Source organism: Bhargavaea cecembensis, assembly GCF_001619585.1.
Lineage (GTDB): Bacteria > Bacillota > Bacilli > Bacillales_A > Planococcaceae > Bhargavaea > Bhargavaea cecembensis_A.
Genome location: NZ_LQNT01000009.1, coordinates 783,145 through 806,523, shown reverse-complemented (window position 1 = coordinate 806,523; position 23,379 = coordinate 783,145). Strand labels below are relative to the sequence as shown.

Here is a 23,379-nt window from a genome sequence, read left to right as displayed (position 1 = left end):
GGACGGACCGCCTTTCTACGTTATTCGTTTCCGAGAAATTCCTGTTCAAAGAAGTCCAGCTGGTCATCAAGCGTCAGGGCATCATTGAAGTAGGCAGAACGGGCATCAGCCACGATCAGGTTGCCGTTTTTCACAGCCGGGATCTCCTTGAACCAGGCAGTATCCATGAATGAGGTGTCCTGCTCTTCCGTCAGGCTCAAGACCAGGTAATCGCCGGTGTAGTCCCCGAGCACTTCCTGGGAGATGGCGAAGTAGCCGGGCTCAAGTGCGACGTCCTCGACCTTCTCCGGCATCTTCAGGCCCATTGCCTGATAGAGGATTTCGGTGCCGCGTCCCCAGTTGTCCCCGAACAGGTACAGCTGCTTCTCAAAGTTCTCTGCGACGGTAACGGTAGCGTCTTCACCGATCTTTTCTTTGATGCGTGTTCCAAGCTCTTCGGAGCGCTTCTTGAAGTCTTCGGCCCAATCAGTGGCTTCTTTTTCTTTGTTGACGACTTTGGCAATTTCGATGTGCTGCTGGAGATAGTCGTTCTTTCCATAGGTGAAGAGAACGGTCGGTGCGATCTTCTCCAGCTTGTCGGCGTTCTGGATGTTGTTCAGGCCGATGATGAGGTCGGGCTCCAGTTCGATGATTTTCTCGATGTCTTCATTGGAGACAACTTCAGCGTCTTTCAGCGCTTCATCGAAGCTCGGATTGGCTGCCGACCAGGAGTCTACGCCGACAATCGGCACGCCGAGCTTGATCAGATCGCCTGCGTAGGAGGACAGGACAACGACGCGCTGAGGGTCGGCCGGGACTTCGACCGGACCCGTTTCGGATTCGTAGACGATGGTGTCAGAGGAAGTCTTTTCTTCTGCTTCCTCCTTGCTGTTGTCCGGGGAGCCGGACGCGCATGCGGCAAGTGCCAGTGTAATGAAAAGGGTGAGGATCAGGAGCAGTTTCTTGTTCATATGGATTCTCCTTCGGATGGGTCAATTATTTGATCAGATCGTAGGTCATGCAGAAGGGGGTCCCTGTCCTCGGGTCCTTTCCGATGACGGCATCGATCCGGAACACGTCTTTTAGCACGTCAGGGACGAGCACATCTTCCGGCGGTCCGCTTTTGATGAGACGCCCGGACGATAGGGCGATCAGATGGTCGGAGAAGCGGGCGGCCTGGTTAAGATCATGGAGCACCATGACGATCGTTCGGCCTTCTTCCCGGTTCAGCTTCTGAAGAAGCTCCAGGACCTCGAGCTGGTGGGCCATGTCCAGATAAGTAGTCGGCTCGTCCAGGAAAATGATCCCGGTATCCTGGGCGAGGGCCATTGCAATCCATGCCCGCTGCCGCTGCCCGCCGGAAAGTGCATCCACCGGCCGGTCACGGAATTCGTCCATGCGGGTCGCCTCCAGCGCCCAGTCGACCATGCGGCGGTCTTCTGCGCTCAGTCGTCCGAAACCTTTCTGATAGGGGAATCGGCCGTAGGCGACGAGTTCCCCCACCATGAGTCCGTTTGCACTGTCCTGAGTCTGGGGAAGGATCGCCATCTTCCTCGCGAGCGCCTTTGTATCCATCGATCGGATATTGGTACCGTCGAGCAGGACGGCACCGCCCTGGTGGGGGATGATGCGGGTGAGCGCCTTTAGGAGCGTCGATTTGCCGCATCCGTTCGCACCGATGATGGTCGTAATCTTGCCCTGCGGGAACGTAATGTCCATCCCGTGGACGATGGGGGTTTCTCCGTAGCCGACCCGGATTTGTTCGGCGAGCAGTTGCATATCTGGTTTCTCCTTTCTTTTTGGAGTGAATCGTGTTATTCTCGATGAAAATGATTATCAATGAGAATGATTTTCAATTTCAGATGATATAGCCAAAGCATGAAGGTGTCAACTGTTTTCTGAAGCAGGAGAGGGAGGAAAATGACATGGCAGAACCAATCCGGGACGTGACGATTATCGGCGGGGGACCGGCCGGGCTGTACTCGGCGTTTTACGCCGGGCTCCGCGGTATGGACGTGCGGCTGATCGAGGCTAGGGAAGAACTGGGCGGCAAGGTATGCCTGTTCCGGGAGAAGATGATATGGGATGCGGGCGGCCAGCCTCCGCTTCAGGGAGAGACGTTCCGGAGACAGCTGATTGAACAGGGGAAGACGTTCAATCCTGAAGTTCTGACAGGTACGAAGATCACTGCAATCCGGAAAAACGGCCATGGACTGTTTGAGGTGGAGGACCACCTTGGGCAGGTCCATTTGTCGAGGACCATCATCATGGCTAACGGAGGCGGCATTGTCTCGCCCCAGAAGCTCCGACTTCAGGGAGCTGCCGTGGCGGAGATGGACAACCTTCATTACACGATGCCGTCGCTTGCAACATTCACCGGCAAAACCGTGCTGATTTCGGGAGGAGGGGACGCAGCGGTCGACTGGGCGGACGAGCTGTCCGGCATCGCGGCAAAAGTAATCCTTGTCCACCGCAGGGACAATTTCTGTGCGCATGAGGCGCAGGTGGAGAAGGTGAAGCGGAGCGGCACGGACATCCTGCTGCATGTGGCGATTCACCGGTTGCTTGCCGATGGCGCGAAAACCCGGATCGAGATGGTGGAACTGAAGGATACGGAAACAGGCGCCCTTACCCGCGTCGAAGTGGATGATGTCGTCGTCAGCCATGGATATGAGCGGGATGCGGCACTTGAGTTTGGTGCCGGATCGGAACCGCTCCGGAAAGACGGGCATTTCTTCGAAGGAAGTGCGGATGCCGCAACTTCTGTTCCGGGCATTTTTGCGGCAGGTGACTGCCTGTCTTATTCCGGCAAGGTGAACCTTCTGGTCGGTGCGTTCAATGATGCAGTTAATGCCGCCAACCGTGCCAAAACCTACATTGAACCCGATGCCCATGACCGCGGCATGGTTTCTTCGCACAACGAACGCTTTAAAGAGCGGAACCGAACCCTCCTCAGGCAGCTGGCGGATGAAGTAAAGAGCGGTGGATGACAGGCGCCGTTGATGATTGCTTCCGCCCCAGTCATGACAGGTTGAACCAGGGAAGTTACACATTCACCGATACTCCAACCGGACAGGCTTTGCAGGAATCTGCACCGCCTGTCCGGTTTTTGGATGTGTTGAGAACACAACTCGCCATATATTTCATATAGGCAGGGTATAAATATTCAGAAATATATTGCAGACCTCTATTAATCATGATAGTGTAAAAATTAGGTTGAAGGATTCCCTTCAAAAATGGAAAAGTTATGCAGGAATTCCTTCATAGCAGTTCGGACGGCCATTGCACGTCCGAATCAAACTTGTCCCGCCCGCTTGCGGGCTTCTTGATGTTTCGGTCATTACATAAAGTCGAATGGGGTGTACGGGATGATGTTGAAGGGATTGGTCCACCGGGAGATTCTCAAGCTCCCCAGGGGACAGCGGAAAGTGGCGGAATATGTGATGGAGCGGCCCCATGAGGTGGCAGTCTGTTCAGGTTCGGAGCTGGGGGAGCGGACCGGGACGAGCGAGTCGACGGTCATCCGCTTCAGCTACAATATGGGATTCACCGGTTACCCGGCGCTGCAAAAGGCGATCCGGGAAGAGCTGTATACACCTGAAAGCAGTTTTTCTGATTATCAGGATGACAAGCTGATGATCGGAGAAGAAAGCCTTGTTTATGAGAAGGTCATGGAGCGGGATCAGCGGGCGATTGCCGAGACGGCCAAAGGCATTGACCCCGTTCAGTTCGACAGGGCTGTCCGTGAGATCCTCACTGCCGAGAACGTATCTGTGCTCGGCCTCCGTGCTTCTTACCCTGCTGCATCATGGCTGTCACTTATGCTCAGGTACGTGCACGATGGCGTCCATGTGATGCACCCTCAGGCGGAAGATCCGGCTCTTTCAATGGCCCGGACGGACAGCCGCTCCGTGCTGATCGTCTTCAGCTTCCACCGGTATCTGAAAGAAACACTTGAGATTACTGGCGTTGCGAAAAAGAGGGGCGCATTTGTCATCGGCATCACCGATTCACTGTCGGCGCCAATATCGGCGTACTGTGACGTGCTGTTTTCCATCGAGTCAGGCACCTCTACGGTCGACAAGGCGGCGCCTCTCTTTTCATTCCTGAATGCGCTCGTGGCGGACGCCTGCGTAAAGAATCCGGCAGCGGTGAAAAAGAAGCAGGAAGCGGCTCGGGAGATTGAAAATGGGTTCTATTATGTGGAAGGTATCTGATACACGCGGGGGAGGGGAATAAGCATGGAGCAACCGGTGATCCGGTCGTTTGAAAAAGAAGAAACCCACCAGGCATCGGAACTGGAGAGAGCCGTCTGGGGAAGTGCCACGCCGCCCCAGCAGTTTATGACCGCAATGAAAAACGGAGGCCTCCTGATCGGCGCGTTTATCGGGGACCGTGCGGTGGGCTTCCAGTATAGCTTTGCAGGCTTTGACGGCAAGCGTCCTTACCTGTGCTCACATATGCTAGCGCTCCTTCCGGAATACCGGCATTTGGGGCTGGGTGCGGCGATGAAGCGGCACCAGGCGGAACTGGCAAGGGAAATCGGCTATGACTGGATACAGTGGACATTCGACCCGCTTGAGAGCCGCAATGCCTACCTGAACATCCGGAAGCTTGGCGGCGTGGTCAGTACCTACTGGGAAAACTGCTACGGAGAGATGAAGGACCCGCTGAACGCAGGCCTGCCGTCGGACCGCTTCCGGCTGGACTGGTGGATCGAAAGCCCGCGCGTGACAGACGGCGTCCGCCAGCCGGGGTTGGACGAGGAGAAACCGTACAGGCTGTCGTTCAGCGCATCGGGGCAGCCTGTCCTGGAACCGCCCGGGGAGGTGCCGGATACAGCGGCCTTCGCCATCCCGGTTCCGGCCGATTTCCAAGGATTGCGCAAGGAAGACATGGCACTTGCCATTGACTGGCGGGAGAAGACGAGGAAGGTTTTCACACAGGCCTTCCGCACCGGCTATGTGCTGGCGGACGTCCGGAGAAAAGACGGGCGCCTGAATGAGTACGTTCTGGTCAAAAAAGAGCATGTTCCGCTCTGACAGCTGAAAGGGAGATGGGAATATTGAAGATCAGTGAAATTCGCATGCGCCGCATGGAGATGCGCATGAAGCATCCATTTACGACGAGCTTCGGGACGATGCAGGATAAGCCGTTCCTTCTGATTGAAGCGATTGATGAGGAAGGGAATTCCGGCTGGGGGGAATCGGTCGCGTTTTCTTACCCGTGGTATGCGGAAGAGACGGTCGAAACGAATGCACACGTGATCCGTGACATCCTCGTTCCGCTTCTGTTCGGCAAAGAAATCAGCCATCCCGACGAGGTAAGTGAAATCTTCGCGCCGATCCGCAGGAACAATATGGCGAAATCAGCGGTCGAGGGTGCCGTCTGGGACTTGTATGCAAAACGCAACAAACTGTCGCTCGCGGAAGCGCTTGGCGGTAATAAGGAGAAGATTGATGTCGGCATCTCGATCGGTATCCAGGACAGCAAGGAGCAGATGGTCGAGTCGGTCCGCGACTTTATCGAACAGGGTTATAAACGGATCAAGATGAAAATCAAGCCGGGTGCCGATATTGAGATTATCAAGGCGGTGCGGCAAGCCTTCCCTGACGTCCCGCTTATGGCTGATGCCAACTCCGCCTATACACTGGCTGATATCGAGCTCCTGAAGATGCTTGATGACTTTGATCTCATGATGGTCGAGCAGCCGCTTGCGCATGATGACATCATCGATCATGCAAAGCTGCAGGAAGAGCTCGAGACGCCGGTTTGCCTCGACGAAAGCATCCACTCACTGGAGGATGCCCGCAAGGCGGTTGAACTTGGCAGCTGCCGGATCATCAACGTGAAAATCGGCCGGGTCGGCGGTCTGACCGAAGCAAAAAAGATCCACGACTACTGCGTCGGTAAAGGCATCGACCTCTGGTGCGGGGGAATGCTGGAAGCAGGCATCGGACGCGCACATAATGTGGCACTGACGACGCTTCCGGGCTTCACGCATCCGGGGGATACGGCAGGTTCCGACCGGTACTGGGAAGAAGACATCATCACACCAGCTGTTGAGGCTGTGGACGGTGAGATCACTGTTCCTTCCGGTTATGGAATCGGCTATGAGCCGGATCTGGAAAAAATGAATAAGTACACAATCGGCGAAGAAGTATTCCGGGCCGAGGGTGCAGAGACTGCCCGCTGAGGGGGGCGAGCGGTCCGAGCAAATCGGCGGTGCTTTCAGGCACCGCTTTTCTCTCGCAATACTCAACTGAATATTCCGTCAAGACACAACCATAGTTGGAAGAAGCAGAGAATAAATATTGTAGGTAATTTGAACTGATATGGTTCAAATTTCCCGATAGACTTGAATGTTGAGAGTTTTCGGTGTATTGTGTTTACATCCAAGAAAACGCTTTCTTATTCGCGGATTCATTCACAACACAGAAAAACAACCGGGGAATGGACTGTTTTACGGACAGGTAAACCTTCCCGAAAACGGAGGGGAATGCAAGTTGAAAGAGAGTATCCGGTTAGGCGCAGCATTTGCAGGGGTAGTGGTAGGGGCAGGCTTTGCCTCGGGCCAGGAGATACTTCAGTTTTTCACAAGTTTCGGTTTGTGGGGGATTGCCGGCGGAATAGCCGCCATGGCCATATTTGCTTTTATCGGAATGAATTTGGCGAGTATCGGAAGTTCACTCAAATCGAAGTCTCATAAAGAAATCATTTATAAAATCTGCGGAAAGCCGATCGGCATGTTCGTGGATGCCGTCATTACGTTCTTCCTTTTTGGCGTGGCGGTCATCATGTATGCCGGTGCAGGTTCGCTTTTTGAGGAGCAGTTCGGGATTCCTGCGGTTGTCGGAAGTTTGTTCATGGTAGTGGCGACAATGGTGACCGTTCTGCTGAATGTCCAGAAAATCATCACGGTGATCGGGGCCGTCACACCGTTCCTGGTTGCCATGATCATCATCTTGGCGGGCTATTCGGTCCTTACGGCTGATGTGTCAGGTGCCGAGATTGCACGCTTGGCACAGGAGCAGGATGCGGCAGCGCCTCACTGGCTGCTTAGTGCCCTCCTGTATGTATCCTTTAATATCGCATGCAGCGCCTCGATGCTTGCAGTCATGGGCGGGACGGTTAAAGACCGAAAGACGGCTGCGCTCGGGGGCGCAATCGGCGGGGGGCTTCTCGGTGTACTCATCCTGCTTGTGAACGTGGCCATGCTGACCAAACTGGATGCGGTTGGCGGAGCGGCCATGCCGACACTGGCACTTGCTGCTGAAATCTCGCCGATGCTCGCCAATATCATGGCGGTCGTGCTGCTCTGTATGATCTATAATACTGCCGTTGGTATGCTGTATTCCTTCACTGCGCGTGTGTCGGAGGCGGGCACGAAGCGTTTCAGGGCATATGTTGTCCTGTTTGGAATCGGCGGATTCGCTCTCAGCTTTGTAGGATTTGTCAGCCTGGTCGGCACGCTTTATCCGATCACAGGCTACCTCGGATTCGCTCTCATCGGTGCAGTGGTTATCTACTGGTTCCGCAAAGTCATAGTCGGCGCCAAGGTCAGTAGCAGCGAAACCGCATAAAGTCGAAAAAGGGATGCCCGATTGAATAGGTGCATTCCTTTTTTTGCATTAAAAGTACCATGGACATCTATTCAGGTTTATCTCAAAATAAAGATGACCGACTTTGAAGGAATAATAGATAAAGAGGGGTAACATGAAAAGAAGAATTGTTTTTATCGTAATCGTATTGATGCTGGCTATGAATTTCCGTATGCCGGCAGCAGGCGCAGAAACCATGGATGGATCTGATCCGGAAATAGTCGAATTATATGCCCTCATCACTTCTGCTGAGACAGAGGAGCAGCTTGTGCCGTATTATTCTGATACCGACAGCCAAGAAGCAGTTGGTGAGGTGGAAGTCGGGGAGAAAGTCGCTGTTTTGGAAATAGGGGACCGGCGCTCTGAAGTTCAGGTTTTGGAGGAAGTCGGATCTAATGGGGAAGACCTTTCCGAGCCTATCAAACGATTTGTTGATAATGAATTTCTTGAAATGATTTCAGAAGAGAATCTCCCTGAAACAGAAGAGGATACTGTTAAAGATCCGGCAGAGAACCTGAATTCAGCAGCAGACGGAGTGGAAACTGCAGAAGCGGAAGAGGTTGACCTTGCCGGGGCAGAAGAGGAAGCGGAGCCTGTTGAAGAGCAGGCAGCTCCAGAGTCGACCGACAGAAAGGGTGAACCTGCTGAGGTTGATGAAACTCAGGAGCAAAGCGGAGAAACGGCCAATCAGGAGCCGGAGCCGGCATCTTTAATGATGAGCTTGCAGAGCACGGCAACGGCAAGCAATGCCACACTGCAAGGCTTGGCATTGAAGTCTCCGACCCGTGTCTATGATCGGCAGAATCCATCAGAAGTGTTGAAAAGTTATCGCCAGGGGAAGGTTTTGAAATTTACCCAAGCTGATGGGGAATGGTACACCGCTACTGTCTACATAGCCGGTCAGGCCAAAGAAGGCCTGATCGCCAAAAAAGATGTCGATCTGCTGGTCGGGGATTCGTCAGGGTCCGGATATGCGGCCAAGCAGACGGTCCATGTCTATTTAGGTCCGGATTCCGGTTCTGCCATACTTAAGAGCTACCCGCTAAATCATCGGCTTTCTTACCGTACCCTTTCGGAGAACTGGCACTCCGCCAATGTCTATGTAGGAGGTCAAAAGAAAAAAGGATATATCCGCAAAGGCGATGTATCCGATCAAAAAGTTGAGGGGCTGCCTCTCAAGGGAATCGCACTTAAGTCCCCGACCCATGTGTTTTCGAGTGAGGATCTGAGCTCCAAAAAACTGAAGTCTTATGGAGAAGGCAGAATCCTGTCCTACCGTTCCGCAGACGGAGATTGGTACCGGGCGACTGTATATGTCAATGGCAAGGCAATGTCCGGTTTTATCCACAAAAGCCATGTTGCCAATATTACGGACCGGCCGAGTCCGTTAACAGGCGTTGCGAAAAAGCAGCCGACTCCGGTGTACTCAACAGCTTCCCTGAGTGCATCTTCCCTTAAAACCTATTCCGAGGGGACCGTCCTAAAGTATGAAACATTTGCAGGGGACTGGTATAAGGCAAAGGTATATGTAAGCGGCAAGGCGCGTACCGGGTATATTCACCGATCCCATGTGACCAATGTCGCTACCCCGCAAACAAGAATCCAGGGTGCAGCTGCGAAATCCAGGGTACATGTCTATTCAAGAGCTTCCCGCGATAGTGCGAGTCTGAAAAACTATTCGTTCGGCCACCGGCTCATTTACCACTCGTTCATTCCCGGCTGGTACGAGGCGACCGTTTATGTGAATGGCAAAGCGCGGAAAGGTTACATACACGAATCCGACGTCGTAAGTCTGCAAGGCAAAAAGGTTGTACTGGACGCAGGGCATGGGGGACATGACCCGGGTGCCGTGGCCCTTGGTTTAGTTGAAAAGGAAATCGTCCTTGATACGGCTCTGCGTGCAGAGCGTCTTCTGAAGAATGCCGGTGCCAGCGTGATCATGACGAGAAGGACAGATGTTTTCCTCGAACTCTCAGAGCGCGCGGCAATCGCGAACACATCAGGTGCGGACTTATTTGTCAGTATTCACGCCAACAAGTTTAACGGCGAAGCAAAAGGTGTGGAAACGTTCTGGTATGGAAAATTTGAAAAACAAAGAAGCATAAACCTCGCACACGCCCTGCAGAACCAATTGGTTGCCAAGATGGGGATGTCATACAGGCGGGTGGCGGAAGGGAATTTCCACGTGATCCGGGAAACAAAAATCCCGAGTTCTTTGATTGAAATCGGATTCCTCGATCACCCTCAGGATTCCGCAAAGCTGGCACAGGCCATCTATCGGCAACGGGCGGCTGAAGCCGTTTTCCTCGGAATCAGCGATTACTACTAAAACAAAATCGGCATCAGCCCCTGACAGGGCTGATGCCGATTTGTTTGATTCCGCGATTAATTCTTTAGCTCACCATTGTTTTTAAAGTGGTAGACCGTTCCGCCGATTTCCAGCTGGCCTCCACTCTGGCGCTTGCCGTCCTCATGGAGATAATAGGTCTTGCCGTTTTTCGGGTCTTCAAGCCAGCCTGTTTTCATGGCTCCTGTTTTTGCGTCAAAGAAATACCAGTCTCCATCGACCTTCGTCCACCCTGTGCGGAGGTCGCCGTTTTTGTGGAAGTAGAAGGTTTCCCCATCCGCTTCCAGCCAGCCGGTCACTTCATTTCCTTTGTAGTCCAGGTAGGACAGTTTGCCGTTCTTCTGAACCGTCCAGCCGATCGGTTCAAGGCCGCCCGGATCTACAGTGATCCGGCCTTCAACCTGTGGATCCACAGTACCAAGGGACTGGATATAGTCGATGAACATTTCCCAGTCGGCAAAGCCCGGCTCGCTGACCCGGCCTTCTGCATAGGCCTGTCCGAACATGTCATAGCCGTCTCCGCCTTTTGCGGTGAAAATGTTGGTTGCCACCTTATACATGGCTGCAGGGTCGATTTCAGTTGTCTTGCCATCCTCACCGACCACGCTTGCGTCAAATACCCGTTCGCCGGACGGCTGTTCAGGGTCAAACTTGAATTTCATGCCGGCTACGTGGAGGAATCCGCCTGAAGCCGTCGGATAGGCGGAAACGCTGTGCTCAAGAGCGGACAGGATTTCGGCTCCGCTCAGTTCCATGATGGCCAGGGAGTTTCCGAAAGGCATGACTTTCATGACCTCGCCGACGGTGATATCCCCTTCGTCGATGGAAGCACGGATGCCTCCGCCGTTCGTCAGGGCAATTGTAGTCGCGCTATCAATTGTCTTGGCTTTTGCGAGCATGCCGTCCGTGATCAGGTTGCCCAGGTTCGTTTCCCTTGTGCGTACATCTGGCCGCTCGCCATCAAGAGTAGTGAGGGCTGTAACACCGGTCGACTCCTGTTCAATCTCTTTGACCCGGTCTGTGTATGGCTGGAGAATTGCAGCATACTCCTCGTCTGCTTCAGCAGCAGATGTGTCATGAAGCTGTCCGGAGTAGGATGTGATGGCGCCGCGATCGTCGAATGTGACATCGAGCTGACCGAGGAATTTGCCGTATTCAGAGGCCTGGACGATGACCGTCGGCTCGTTTCGTCCATCCTGATAGACCGCTGGCTCGCTGAGTTCCACATGGGTGTGTCCGCCTACAATGACATCGATGCCTTCCACGTTTTTCGCCAGAAGCTGGTCGTTGTCATACACGGGTGAATCGTTAAAGCCGATATGGGTGAGGGCGATAATTTTGTCGACACCCTGGTTCCGGAAAGCGTCGACGGCTTCTTGTGCCGCCGAGATATAGTTGCTGAATGTGACCGAACCTACGCTCGAGATGTCCGGTGTTTCTTCCGTTGTCAGTCCGAAGATGCCGACCTGTTCACCGTCGATTTCCTTGATGATGCCCTTGTAGATGCCTCCTCCACTGAAATCGGACGTGTAGACATCATGTTGTAGCCCGTCGAAGAGGCCATCTCCGGAAAAGTCGGTATTCGCCGAAACAAATGGGAACTGCGCGCCGGAGACGAATTCACTTAGTTTTTGATGGCCTTCAGGGCTGGAACCCAGGTCGAATTCGTGGTTGCCGAAGGTCATGGCATCATAGCCAAGCATATTCATCAGTTTCAGGCTCGCTTCGCCCTTAAACTCGTTGAAATAAAGGGTGCCGGTAAAGACATCTCCTGCATCCAACAGAAGGTTGTTCGGATGCTCGCTTCTGATCTGTTCGACAATCGTTGCCCGTTTTGGAATCGTGTCTACATGTGAATGTGTATCGTTTGTGTGCATGACGGTAAGGTCGAAATCGCCTTCAGCGGCGAACGTGTTCCCTGGAACACTGGAGAAACCGAGTGCCAATAGTACAGCGGCGGCAGATGATTTGATCCACTTGGATTTCAAGGTAGATATCCCTCTCTCTCGTTAGTTTACTAGATTGCGCTGTTTATGAAGCCTCATCAAGTTTATTCTCAGCGGTACTGTTACCGAAGATTGATTCCGCCCATTCCGGATTGTCGATGAACGGGTTGCGGTTGCCCTGGATGTCAAAGATGACTTCGTTTCGGTGCTGTTCGAATTCGCTGACCGGGTCCATCTCATGCCATTCGAGCAGCACGGACAGCTTGCCATGGAACGGGGCTTTGCCGTTATTCACCTGTTCGTTCAGTTCGAGGTCAACGCGGTCGCCTTCCTCATAGCGGGTCGCCATGTAGAAGAGCATCCGTGCAACGTCACCTTTCACTTCATCAGGCGCTTCAAATGAATCGCCGTCGCGCAGGCATCCGCTGCAGTTGTTGACCGGGTTGCCGCCGTAATCGAAGTCAAGGTTGCCGCGGGAGCTGTTCACCTGAACGTCTGTCGGACGGAGGTGATGGATATCCGTACCGGGTCCCCGGGAAGTACCGAAGTCACCGTGGGATTTTGCCCAGACATGCTCACGGTTCCAATCTCCGACCATGCCGCCGTTCAGGTTTTTGGAACGGGACTGCTGGGAGTAGAACAGAATGACGTTGTTCGGATTATCAGGGTCCTCATCCGTCAGACGCAGCGCTTCCCAGACTTCGGAATAGGAAAGGACTTCCTGTTCCGAAATGATGTCGTGGAGGGCAGCCTTCAGGGCTTCGCCTTCAAGGCCTTCCGCGCCGCTATAGTAGCCTTCAGGACCAACCGGTTCTTCAGGATTTCCAGGTTGCTCTGCTGTTTCCACTGACACCGCGAAACGGGCGGTCACGCTGGCTTTTCCGTCTGTCGCCGTCACCGCTACAAGATGCGTGCCGGCCTCAAGATCAAGCGTCAGAGTGCTTCCGGAGACGGTACCTTTTGTCGTCGAATAGGTGAGGGAGTCCCCATCGGGATCTGTGAAGTGTTTTAACAGATCGATAGAAACTGTTTCGCCTTCGGATACAGCCTTGTCTTCAATCGAAGTGGACACTTCAGGCGCCCGGTTTGTTTCCGGTGCCTGCTCCTCTTCACCAGGAAGGCCGATCAGCCGGCCTTTGGAATCATATAGGGTCAGAAATTCCGGAGAGGCTTTCTTTTCAAATTTGATCGATTGAATGTTTTCAGCACCGCGGATTTCAAGCAGCTTCGCGCCTTCGATGATCAGTTCTTTCACTTCGGTGCCCTTGGCATCGATGATTGTGCCGTCTTGTTTTGGCTTTACATAAACGGTCTGGTTCTTGAAGCCTTCACCGTGAAGCTCTGCGTAGCGGCCGTTCAGGTGAAGGCCGTCAGGGATGACACCGCGTTCATTGATCGTAACGGAAACGCTCTGTTTGCCGATCGTTACTTTCTTTTTGTCGGGCTTGTCGAAGACATATTGGTCTTCCGGCACAATTGGTTCGAATTCCATGCCTTTGACAAGGTCGAGCTGAACCATGAGCGGGTCATGGTCGCTCGCGCGGCCCGCCATGTCGGTGAAGTCCGCGTTGATGTGCAGGATATCAATCTCCGTATCTTCTACGAGGTTATTCGAGACGACGATATGATCGAGCACTTGCGAGTTCCCTTGATAAATGTAGGTGTAGCGGTCAGGCGCTTCGACGTGGTTGATCATGTTCGTCATGATGTCGCCTTCCAGAATCTTGAGCGGCTCTGCGAACTGGTAGTCGTTGAAGTCGCCGACCGCGACGACATTCGCATCCGGATTGTCCGCCTTGACGTCTTCAACGAAACCATTGACGAGCTTGGCGATCTCGATGCGCTGCGCTTCGCTGCCGAGGACCGGCGGCTGGATCTTGCCGAAGATTGGTGTGTCGCCGCCTTTGGAGTTCCAGTGGTTCGCAATGACGACGACGCTTTCGCCCTGGAAGTCGAACTGGGCAGCGAGCGGCTTGCGGCTGTCCTCAAACGCCGGGTCGTTCGGCGCGATGCGGCCCGGGTTCAGCGTCAGTTTTCCGTCTTCATAGCCGACAGCAGTTGTTGCGTCACCGTGAGGGATGCCGTCAGTCAGTGAGACGCGTTCGGGATTGTAGAGGAAGCCGACGCGGATGTTCGCGCCCGGCTGCCCGCCATCTTCGTTGTTGACCGGGTTGATGTTCGCGTATTCATAGCGGACACCGCCGGCCTCGACGATGGCGTCGATCAGGCGCTCGTATGACTCGGATGCATCGGAGTCACCTGCGTCCGGACCGTTATTGTCCTGGACTTCTGTCACGCCGACAATGTCCGGGCTCTGCATGTCCACTGCAAATGCACGGGCAAGCTTCCGGGCCTTATCATCGGTTGTGGTCTTCTTGTTGTTCGAGAAGTTCTCGAGGTTGTAGGAGGCGATCGTCAGCTTGTCCTCGTCCTTGACGAGAGTGGTCTGTTCCGGCTCCGTATCGCCTCCCACGTGGTTCGCCCTCATGTCATCAAGGGAAGCGAAGATCTTGTAGTTCTGGTAAGAGTAGCCGACGACGCCGGTGTTCGGGCCTTCGAAGCGGTCGCCAGTTGCGACTTCGAAGTCACGCGCAGGTCCGTTTGGCTCGAGGCGGAACTGGATGCGCTCCGCGTTCTGATCGCCTTCCTTATAGAGGATGCCTCCGTGGATCGTTTCCTCCGGCCAGTTCTCAAGTACGGTGACAAGATCGCCGTGTTCCTGAGGGCCGACCGCGCGCACATCGCCGACTGTCACGCGCATGCCTTCAAGGCTTTCCCAGAAGTCGATGGCATCCGATTCCGGATCGAAGACGGTGAGCTGGTCATCGTCAACCGTCTCGGTCGGGAGGTTCGACTCGTCGATCACGACCGGTTCCGGAAGTTCGAGGCCGCGTTCGAGCACGGCTACCTGTCCGCCGCGGTCATCGCGCACGTTGATCTGGGTGATCGGGAGATCGGTTTCCTGGCGGTCGGAGTAGCCGTCGATGGCATATTCGCTTACCTCGCCCGAGACAGAAACGAGATCGCCGACCTGGACCGGCCAGCCGTTGCGCCCTGCATATAGGGTAATTGCTTCTGAGGTGTGCGGGTCTTCATCCGCAAGCTCATCCGGCGTCTGGATGTGATAATAATGCGAGCCGTTCAGCTCGTAGTGGTACGTGACGATTCCTTCCACGCCTTCGACACGCTGGCCGTCGAACGAAGAGAAGTGATCGGCGCCCTGGATGTCATGGATCTGGAGCGCTTCAGTGATCGTGTATTCGAAAGAGGACACTTCGCTGGATTCGCCGTCTGCATTACGGACAACCGTTTTCAGAACGGTGTCTTCGTCGACTGTGATAGGTCCTTCATAGACCGTACCGTTTTCGACCGGGTCGGATCCGTCAATGGTATAGAGGATATCAGCATCTTTTGTGGTCGTCGTCAGTGTCACTTCCTGAGGGCCCACGTATGTGCCGGACCCCGGAGTTGCAGATGCCGGACGAAGAATGGTGCTGTCGGCAATGATGTCTTCGGCGCCGCGCGGGATGATCTGGTAGCCATGATCAAACTGCTGGACGATGCCGGTGACCGATTCGTAGGCCATGCCTTTCTCGAGGCCGAGCTGGTTGGTTTCATCACGGACGATAAATTCACCATTGCCGTCGGTCGCCGTGAAGTTCGCCCATGATCCGCCGCCGGACATGTCGCCGAGCGTCACGCCGCTGACAGTGACCAGCTGCGACTCAAGGGCTTCGCCGATCTGGTCGCCCGTGACTGTTCGCGGAGAGGGGACATCCGAGTCCGCACGGCTGACGACGGTCGCGCCATCCAGCTGCAGGAGACCGCGGTAATCGGCAAGTGTTCCGGTCAGTGTCACTTCTTCTCCGACTTCAAGGCCGAGGGAAGTCGGACGGACGGCAATGCCGCCGGTCCCGTCCTGGACAGAAATCGTATTCTTCAGGTTGGCTGCGACCACGCCTTTGATGGTGACGGTCTCACCGAGAGGGAGAGCGCGGGCATCTGCGATGGAGATGGTGTCAATCGGTTCTTCGGGATCGGACGGTCCGCCTTCCTGAAGGTGGATTCCGAGATTCGAGGAATCATCTTTTCCGAGCGCGTCCCATTCGGTTGTCCGGTCGAACGGATCATTGATGACTTTGTCGCCGGATGTCACGGCCGCTTTTCGGATAAGGGTAAGGTCCGTTCCGAAATTTGCGCGGGTTCCGACCTGGCCAAATGAATCGACTGCCTGCCCGTCCTTTTTCAGGACGACCGCATCGTCACCGTTGAAGTTGATGACGGTCTGGTTCAAAAGGTCGGCTTTACCAGTAATATCGGAGGCCGCCTGGTTATGGGCCAGGACATAGGTCTCGCCTGCCGGAAGTGTCCCTGAGAGTTTAAGGGAGTTGGTCGGTGATGTGGAGCCGTTTGCATACAGTTCGAGGGAGTAGGCCCCGAGGTCCACTTCCGCTCCGGTGCCGTTGTAGAGTTCGAGTGCCTTGTTGAAGCTGCTTCCTTCGATGTATTCCGAGATCAGCAGGTCTTCTGCCGCAGTTTCAGCATTTGCGGCTGCCGGAATCGCCGGAACCATCAGGCTCAGTATCAGGCTTGCGGACAGCAGGCCGTTCAGCGGTCTGCGCCAACGCTTTTGGTTCATGTAATGTTCGCTCCTTTTTGTGTGAGATCCAATAGAATCGTGGAGGAGAATCAGGGGCAATTCAATAGAATCAATGGAAACTTAGCAAAGCTTACAGAAACTTTACACGGGCCTTATGATTCAGTCAGTTTACCTCCCTTCCTGCTTATCATGGCGTGGGCAAAAAGATGTGACAATGCCTTTTGCTAAAGTTCAGATTTTTGATTCTATTAAACTATTCGATTTGGATCAGTAAAAGGAGAGGTCGCAAAGAAAAACAGGCCAATAGACCCTCTGAATGGGGTCTTTTGGAGGGGGGGCACTTGTAATGCCGCTCAATAGTCCGACCTTTCTTTTTGGGCAAATATGATATGATTAGAAAAAAGAATTGGTTGAATTTTTAATGAAAAAAATATCGAACCCAAACCGAAATGTCATGACAATCCAGTTGAAGATCTTGGGTTTGGTAACTGCCCTGATCTTGTTCATCGTTGTGGCGATCACTGGTATTTACATATTATTTGAATATAGGGAAGACGTGGCGGATGCGGAAAAGATGGCTTATCAGACAGCAAAAACGCTGTCTTATATGCCGACAGCGCGGGAAGCCCTGCAAGACCAGGATGTCATACCGGAACTCAGAAACATGATGGATAACCTGCTCCGTGATACAGATGCTTCTGCAGTGGTCATGACCGAAGGAGAGCGGCTCTTTGTCACCATGGGAGATGAAGACATGATTTTAAAAGTTTTCGATCACCCCCCGATAGAAAAAGCGCTTATTTTCGGCAGTTCTTACACAGAGAGGGTTGGGAAGGCAGAAGAGATGGCACTCGTGGGCGTGTCGCCCCTTTTGGTCGATTACGGGGATTACAAGAAGGTCGACGGCACGATTATGGTCATCTATGACAGGGCACTGATCATCAGAAGCGTGATCAGAGATTCCATCCCTATTCTTACCGTTTCAGCAATCGCGCTGGTCGTCGGCTTGGCCGGAAGTCTCCTGCTCGCAAAAAATATCAAGAAGGATACATTAGGCCTCGAGCCAAAAGAGATTGCATTCTTATACAAAGAACGGAAGACCGTTTTCTCTTCTTTTAAAGACGGAATGATTGTGACGGACGCGGAGGGGCGTGTACGCATGATGAACCCGGCAGCGAAAAGCCTTTTCCATGTCACAGGCAGCGTTAGAGGACAGTCTCTGAAGGAAGTGATCGGTGAACCGGGATACCCATTTCTCAAGGATGATTTTCGGGGAGATGAGGAACTTGAGATTAGAGAGCAGGCGATTATTGCCAGTAGGCAGGATCTCCGGACCGATGGCCGGAGATCGGGAACCATCTTTACGTTCAGAGATAAAACAGATCTCAGAAAGATGTCTGCCTCACTTTCCGAAATTCGCCGTGTTTCAGAAGATCTTCGTGCCCAAACGCATGAATTCAAGAACAAACTGTATGTCATCATGGGGCTGATACAGCTCAATAAAAATGAAGAGGCCATTTTATTTATTCGTGACGAAACACAAAGTCAGGAAAACTACGCTAAATTTGTTTCATCATCGGTCCGGGATGAAAAGCTGCAAGCGATTATCCTCGGCAAAATGGCGAAGGCGTCTGAACAGCATGTTTCGTTTATGGTGGACCCCGGCTCTTCACTGGAAAGGCTTCCCGAATCTGTTGATTTAAACGGGTTGGTCACGATACTCGGAAACTTGATTGACAATGCAATGGAAGCAGTGAAGCAGCTGGATCATGGAGAGGTTGTCCTATTCGTAAGCGACTTGGGAACGGATATCCTTTTTGAAGTGTCGGATAATGGGCCAGGCATCCCGGACGAATGCTTTCCTAAATTATTCGAACGAGGGGTTTCAGGAAAAGGGCCGGGAAGAGGATACGGACTGGCAAATGTACAAATGGAAGTGAAGTTGCTTGGAGGAGAGATTGAAGTCCAATCAGATCCCAGAGGAACGACCTTTTCAGTATTTCTTCCGAAAATCAGATAGGAGGACTGGAAATGTTTAATGTTCTGATTGTCGAGGATGATTTCCGGGTTGCACAGATTCATGAAGGTTTTCTGGAACAGGTTCCCGGATTCAGCCTGGCAGGAAAGGCACGCGATGCAGGAGAGGCTCTGAAGTTCTTGGAAAACGGCGGAATAGATGTTGTGCTGCTCGATGTATATATGCCGGACCAACTCGGGTCTGACTTGCTGTCTGAAATAAGGGGATACCATCCTGGAGTCGATGTCATCATGATTACGGCTGCTGACGAAACAGCCTTTATCCAGAAAGCATTGGATTACGGGGTTTTCCGTTATCTGATCAAGCCCGTGGATATAGGAGAATTCAAGGAAGCCCTGAATGAGGTCAAGAAAAAGCGGACGTTGCTTAAAGGCGAGCGGGTTGAACCTGCTGTGTTGAACCGGTTGTTCGGAATCGGGTCCAGCCCCGCTGAAGACCTTCCTTCGGGCGTTGATTCCGTGACTTTGAAAAAAGTCATCGAATTAATTGAAACCCATCCGGAAGGGCTGTCTTCCGAACAGGCCGGGAGTTTGCTTGGGGCATCCCGGACGACAGCCAGGCGCTATCTGGAGTACCTGACAGGGGTCGGCAGGGTGCGTTCAGAGAGTGTATATGGCATCGTGGGAAGGCCCGAAAGACGATATTTTCCAAACGGCGGATGATTCCGCCGTTCTTTTATTTCCTTGAACTTAATGAACTTTATTTACAGAACGTTAATAAAACACAATAATTTGTAAACGTTTACACTTGTGAACCGCACTATTAAGATTTAGTTATTCAATTCTGAAAGTCATCGGAATGCGATTAGGAGGAATGACAGATATGAAGAAATGGTTGCTTATCGCAGGCGCAACGCTTGTATTGGCCGGTTGCGGAAACAGCAATGCCGAAGATGGATCGGATTTTCCTAATAAGAATATTGAAATTGTTGCACCTGCATCACCGGGAGGCGGTTGGGATCTGACGGCGCGCTCGGTCCAGAAAGCACTGCAGGACAATGACCTCGTCACCGAAAATATTAACGTTCAGAATAAGCCTGGGGGCGGGGGAGAAGTGGGATGGAAGTATCTTGAAAAGAAAGATGCCCACACTTTGGCCGTCAACTCAAGTCTGGTGATCACCAACAACTTGCTGGGCACCAGTGAATTGACTCATGAACAATTCACCCCTCTGGCAATACTCTCCACGGAATGGCTTTCCATCGCAGTTGCACCGGATTCGCCATACTCAAACATTGAAGAGCTGATGAATGCAATTAAGGAAGACCCCAAATCAATCAAAATTGGTGTAGGTCCGGCATTGGGCAATAACGACCATCTGTCACTTGTTCAATTGGCGGGTGAATACGGCATTGATGCCAAGGACTTGAACTTCCTTGTCTATGAGGGCGGCGGCGATGTCGTCACGGCACTGCTCGGCGGCCACGTCGATTTTGTGACCACTTCCATGTCCGAAGTTAAGGAACAGCACCTCGCCGGAAAACTGAAAATTCTTGGGATTTCCGCCGAGGAGCGTGAAGAAGATCTGGAAGATGTTCCGACATACCAGGAGCAAGGGGTTGACATGGTCTTTCCTCACTGGCGTGGAATCATGGGCCCTCCGGGTATGACGGAAGAAGAAATTGCTTACTGGGATGAGCAACTGGCAGCCATGGCGGAAACAGAGCTGTGGCAGGAAATCGTCGAGAACAATGACTGGGAAAGCTATTACATGAACAGCGAAGAAACTTCAGCGTTTCTCAAGGAACAGACAGCGATGTATAAAGGCCTTGTAGAGGATGCAGGCATGGGTCAATGACCCTTACCTGCTTTTCCTTTCGATTAAGGAGGGACGGATATGAAATGGTTTAAACTCGGGATGCCGATCTTCCTGATGGTTGTGGGGCTGGGATTCCTGATCTCTGCGATTAATCTGCCGAAAGCAAACCTGGGGAATCCGAACGGCCCGCTTTATTTTCCGGTCGGCATCAGCATCCTGCTGATTGTGCTCTCTGTGATTTATCTGATCCAGGAACTCCGGAAAGCCCGTGAGTCCAATGATCATATCAGAGAATTGTTCAGCGGGCGGACGCCTGTGCTGATCATCAGTACGATTGTACTGGGTGTCGTGTATGCACTGATATTTGAAACGCTGGGCTTTCTCGTTTCGACGATTCTGTTCCTCGGGGCACTGCTGTTCGTCGTCAACGGTCCGAGGAAATGGGTCTCCAATATTATTGTGACACTCGCATTCTCATTCATGACCTGGTATGCGTTCGGCGAATTGCTGGGCGTCAGTCTGCCTTAAGGAGGGGGAAACAACATGGATGCATTTATTGAAGGACTTACAACGTCCCTCCAACCGATCAATATTATGTGGATTGTGATTGGCGGGTTCCTGGGGACGGTTGTCGGGATGCTCCCGGGATTGGGTCCTGCAACAGCTGTCGCCGTCCTGATTCCTGTCACATTCGGGATGGATCCGGTCAGTGCCCTCATTCTGATGGCGGCCATCTACTATGGTGCCATGTACGGCGGTTCAAGAAGTTCGATCCTGCTTAACACACCGGGTGACGGATCGGCCATTGCGGCCACTTTCGACGGATATCCGATGGCGAGGCAGGGCAAGGCCGGGGAAGCGATGGCGCTTTCCGCAGTGGCTTCGTTCGTAGGCGGCATTATGGCAGTATTCGGTTTCATACTCCTTGCCCAGCCGCTGGCAAACTTTGCGCTCAGGTTCGGCCCGGCCGAGTATTTCCTGCTCATGCTGCTGACATTATCCGCGATCGTCTCGCTTTCGATGGGCAAGATGGTCAAGGGGTTCATTGCCATGAGTCTGGGGCTTCTGATCGGCACAATCGGAATTGATACCCAATCGGGCGTTTACCGCTTCACTTTCGGAATCACCGAACTGAGTGAAGGACTCGATTTTCTTATTGTGATCATCGGGATTTACGCCTTGGGGGAAGTGCTTTTCAACTTCCTGACCATTGATGAAGACAGTAAAAAAGAGAGGAAAAAGGTCGGCAAGATCTGGTTTACGAAAGATCAGTGGAAACGGTCCCTGATGCCGATGCTCCGAAGCGGACCGCTCGGATTTATTATCGGGGTACTGCCGGGAGCCGGTGGCACCATCGCGTCGATGCTCAGCTACTCGTCAGAAAAGCAGATATCCAAAAAGCCGGAAGAGTTCGGGAAGGGCGCTCCGGAAGGGCTTGCTGCTCCGGAGTCAGCCAACAACGCCGCCTCGGTGGGCGCGATGATTCCGCTTCTTACGATGGGAATTCCGGGTTCCGGTACGACCGCAGTCATGCTCGGAGCGCTGATCATGCTCGGCATCCGCCCGGGTCCGCTGCTGTTTGAAAATCAGCCGGAAACGGTCTGGACACTCGTCAACAGTATGTTCATCGGCAACGTTGCACTCGTCATCATCAACATTGTGCTTGTCGGATTGTTGGTCAAGATTCTTGATACACCGGCGAAGATTCTTTATCCGCTCATCGTCATGCTGGCATTTATCGGTACATATACGCTGAGCTACACGGCATTCGACTTCTTCCTGCTGATCCTGTTCGGCTACTTTGGTCTGGTCATGAAGATTCTTGACTTCCCGCTGGCGCCGCTGATTTTGGCGGCAATTGTCGGAGGCGACATGGAACAGAATTTCCGGATGGCCCTTGCATCTTCGAACGGCAGTCTTGGAATCTTCTTCGGCTCGGGAGTATCAATCGCGCTGTTTGTCCTGATCATACTTTCGCTTTGCTATCCTCTGATCGTGAAGGCGTTCCAACGCCGCAAAGCCGAACCTACTTCGTAATTGAAAGGAGGAGCTTAAAAGACCAACTCAGATAGATGAACTGAAAATCCAATGATTGCATCCCATTACTATTCCTGCCGGGATTCTCCGAGCGTGAAAATCGGGCTTCCGTCTATCTGGTCTGAACATTGCTGATCCTTTTCAGCGCGATTGTCTGGTTGTGATTCACCGTCTTAAAAGGGCTCTCTTCGGAGAGTCCTTTTTTCATGCGCGGGATAATCGATCCTGCTTAGTATGTGACTATTAACTGTCATGTTAATAATTAATTTTGACAACCAATTATCAAAAGTGATATATTTTTCTCGTGAAATCGTTTACTATTGGTCGCTTTTTTCGCAATGAGGCGGCCTCAATGTTTTTAAAGATGAAGGTAGGAGAGTCAGGATGGACATTTTGGAAAGGCTTGAGGGCCGGCTGATCGTCTCTTGCCAGGCGCTCGAGGATGAGCCGCTCCATGATTCCTATATCATGGGCAAGATGGCATTGGCGGCCGAAATTGGCGGTGCTGCGGGCATCCGGGCCAATACGGTCAAGGATATCCGGGCGATCAAGAAGGAAGTGGATCTGCCGCTGATCGGCATCATCAAGAAAAATTACGGTGACCACCCTGTCTTTATCACACCGACCATGAAGGAAATCGCTGAACTTCACGAAGAAGGCGTCGGGGTCATCGCGTTCGATGCAACCGGCAGGACACGTCCCGACGGAAAGACATTCGGAGAATTTTTCAGGGAAGTGAAGGCAGCATTCCCTGACCAGCTGTTTATGGCAGACTGCTCGAGCGCTGATGAAGCGGTTGAAGCAGAGCGGGCGGGCGTCGACATTGTCGCCACAACCCTTGTCGGCTACACACCTTACACGGAAGGTCATGTGCCCCTTGAGGCATTGAAGGAAGTCGTCTCACGTGTGACTGTTCCTGTCATCGCGGAGGGTAATATCGACACACCGGAAAAAGCACGGAAGGCGATTGAGATCGGCGCCCATGCAGTCGTGGTGGGCGGAGCCATCACCCGGCCTCAGCTGATCACGAAAAAGTTTGCGGATGCCATGGACATCCAAGCATGAAGGCAAGT

Annotated in this window: 16 protein-coding genes; 12 read left to right on the top strand and 4 right to left on the bottom strand. The window is 53.0% G+C overall.

The annotated features are described in order from the left end of the window. Positions 1 to 20 precede the first annotated feature (20 nt). The gene (locus AV656_RS07550) at positions 21 to 950 is read right to left on the bottom strand and encodes an iron-hydroxamate ABC transporter substrate-binding protein (RefSeq protein ID WP_063180471.1); all 930 of its coding nucleotides are present in this window, start codon (positions 948 to 950) and stop codon (positions 21 to 23) included. Between the two features lie 25 nt (positions 951 to 975). Then, positions 976 to 1,758, bottom strand: coding sequence for an ABC transporter ATP-binding protein (locus AV656_RS07545; RefSeq protein WP_063180470.1), 783 nt, complete (start codon positions 1,756 to 1,758; stop codon positions 976 to 978). Positions 1,759 to 1,904: 146 nt separating this feature from the next. On the opposite strand from AV656_RS07545, the gene AV656_RS07540 reads away from it, so the two are divergent. From AV656_RS07540 to AV656_RS07515, 6 genes are all read left to right on the top strand, one after another. Further along, positions 1,905 to 2,969 carry an NAD(P)/FAD-dependent oxidoreductase gene (locus AV656_RS07540; protein ID WP_063180468.1) on the top strand — a complete coding sequence of 355 codons (1,065 nt, stop codon included), beginning with the start codon at positions 1,905 to 1,907 and terminating at the stop codon, positions 2,967 to 2,969. Positions 2,970 to 3,350: 381 nt separating this feature from the next. Next, complete coding sequence (locus tag AV656_RS07535; protein WP_197462219.1) at positions 3,351 to 4,196, top strand: MurR/RpiR family transcriptional regulator; 846 nt, start codon at positions 3,351 to 3,353, stop codon at positions 4,194 to 4,196. A 24-nt stretch (positions 4,197 to 4,220) separates the two neighbouring features. Then, complete coding sequence (locus AV656_RS07530) at positions 4,221 to 5,021, top strand: GNAT family N-acetyltransferase (protein ID WP_063180464.1); 801 nt, start codon at positions 4,221 to 4,223, stop codon at positions 5,019 to 5,021. Between the two features lie 23 nt (positions 5,022 to 5,044). After that, positions 5,045 to 6,175 carry an o-succinylbenzoate synthase gene (gene menC, locus AV656_RS07525; protein WP_063180462.1) on the top strand — a complete coding sequence of 377 codons (1,131 nt, stop codon included), beginning with the start codon at positions 5,045 to 5,047 and terminating at the stop codon, positions 6,173 to 6,175. Between the two features lie 310 nt (positions 6,176 to 6,485). Then, entirely contained in the window at positions 6,486 to 7,562 is a 1,077-nt protein-coding gene (locus AV656_RS07520) for a hypothetical protein (protein ID WP_063180460.1), read from the top strand. A gap of 133 nt (positions 7,563 to 7,695) precedes the next feature. Further along, complete coding sequence (locus AV656_RS07515) at positions 7,696 to 9,909, top strand: N-acetylmuramoyl-L-alanine amidase family protein (protein ID WP_063180458.1); 2,214 nt, start codon at positions 7,696 to 7,698, stop codon at positions 9,907 to 9,909. A 56-nt stretch (positions 9,910 to 9,965) separates the two neighbouring features. On the opposite strand, the gene AV656_RS07510 is transcribed toward AV656_RS07515, so the two are convergent. Next, on the bottom strand, positions 9,966 to 11,915 hold the full coding sequence (locus AV656_RS07510; RefSeq protein WP_063180456.1) for a 5'-nucleotidase C-terminal domain-containing protein: 1,950 nt from the start codon (positions 11,913 to 11,915) through the stop codon (positions 9,966 to 9,968). Between the two features lie 43 nt (positions 11,916 to 11,958). Beyond that, on the bottom strand, positions 11,959 to 16,512 hold the full coding sequence (locus AV656_RS07505) for an endonuclease (protein ID WP_063180454.1): 4,554 nt from the start codon (positions 16,510 to 16,512) through the stop codon (positions 11,959 to 11,961). 367 nt (positions 16,513 to 16,879) lie between these two features. On the opposite strand from AV656_RS07505, the gene AV656_RS07500 reads away from it, so the two are divergent. From AV656_RS07500 to AV656_RS07475, 6 genes are all read left to right on the top strand, one after another. Beyond that, positions 16,880 to 18,493, top strand: coding sequence for a sensor histidine kinase (locus AV656_RS07500; protein ID WP_156484814.1), 1,614 nt, complete (start codon positions 16,880 to 16,882; stop codon positions 18,491 to 18,493). Positions 18,494 to 18,504: 11 nt separating this feature from the next. Continuing rightward, positions 18,505 to 19,173 (top strand): response regulator, encoded by a 669-nt coding sequence (locus tag AV656_RS07495; RefSeq protein ID WP_063180450.1) that lies wholly within the window; start codon positions 18,505 to 18,507, stop codon positions 19,171 to 19,173. A 160-nt stretch (positions 19,174 to 19,333) separates the two neighbouring features. After that, positions 19,334 to 20,308, top strand: coding sequence for a tripartite tricarboxylate transporter substrate binding protein (locus tag AV656_RS07490; RefSeq protein WP_063180448.1), 975 nt, complete (start codon positions 19,334 to 19,336; stop codon positions 20,306 to 20,308). Between the two features lie 39 nt (positions 20,309 to 20,347). Beyond that, positions 20,348 to 20,797, top strand: a complete 450-nt coding sequence (locus tag AV656_RS07485; RefSeq protein ID WP_063180446.1) for a tripartite tricarboxylate transporter TctB family protein — start codon at positions 20,348 to 20,350, stop codon at positions 20,795 to 20,797. Between the two features lie 15 nt (positions 20,798 to 20,812). After that, on the top strand, positions 20,813 to 22,306 hold the full coding sequence (locus AV656_RS07480; RefSeq protein ID WP_063180444.1) for a tripartite tricarboxylate transporter permease: 1,494 nt from the start codon (positions 20,813 to 20,815) through the stop codon (positions 22,304 to 22,306). 384 nt (positions 22,307 to 22,690) lie between these two features. Then, positions 22,691 to 23,371 carry an N-acetylmannosamine-6-phosphate 2-epimerase gene (locus AV656_RS07475; protein ID WP_063180442.1) on the top strand — a complete coding sequence of 227 codons (681 nt, stop codon included), beginning with the start codon at positions 22,691 to 22,693 and terminating at the stop codon, positions 23,369 to 23,371. The last annotated feature ends 8 nt before the right edge of the window (positions 23,372 to 23,379 follow it).

Bases quoted from the DNA above. Each gene is read 5' to 3' on its own strand.
- AV656_RS07490 (WP_063180448.1), top strand. From the start codon at position 19,334: ATGAAGAAATGGTTGCTTATCGCAGGCGCAACGCTTGTATTGGCCGGT.
- AV656_RS07530 (WP_063180464.1), top strand. From the start codon at position 4,221: ATGGAGCAACCGGTGATCCGGTCGTTTGAAAAAGAAGAAACCCACCAG.
- AV656_RS07550 (WP_063180471.1), bottom strand. From the start codon at position 950: ATGAACAAGAAACTGCTCCTGATCCTCACCCTTTTCATTACACTGGCA.
- AV656_RS07535 (WP_197462219.1), top strand. From the start codon at position 3,351: ATGTTGAAGGGATTGGTCCACCGGGAGATTCTCAAGCTCCCCAGGGGA.
- AV656_RS07475 (WP_063180442.1), top strand. From the start codon at position 22,691: ATGGACATTTTGGAAAGGCTTGAGGGCCGGCTGATCGTCTCTTGCCAG.
- AV656_RS07505 (WP_063180454.1), bottom strand. From the start codon at position 16,512: ATGAACCAAAAGCGTTGGCGCAGACCGCTGAACGGCCTGCTGTCCGCA.
- AV656_RS07545 (WP_063180470.1), bottom strand. From the start codon at position 1,758: ATGCAACTGCTCGCCGAACAAATCCGGGTCGGCTACGGAGAAACCCCC.
- AV656_RS07515 (WP_063180458.1), top strand. From the start codon at position 7,696: ATGAAAAGAAGAATTGTTTTTATCGTAATCGTATTGATGCTGGCTATG.
- AV656_RS07485 (WP_063180446.1), top strand. From the start codon at position 20,348: ATGAAATGGTTTAAACTCGGGATGCCGATCTTCCTGATGGTTGTGGGG.
- AV656_RS07480 (WP_063180444.1), top strand. From the start codon at position 20,813: ATGGATGCATTTATTGAAGGACTTACAACGTCCCTCCAACCGATCAAT.
- AV656_RS07540 (WP_063180468.1), top strand. From the start codon at position 1,905: ATGGCAGAACCAATCCGGGACGTGACGATTATCGGCGGGGGACCGGCC.
- AV656_RS07495 (WP_063180450.1), top strand. From the start codon at position 18,505: ATGTTTAATGTTCTGATTGTCGAGGATGATTTCCGGGTTGCACAGATT.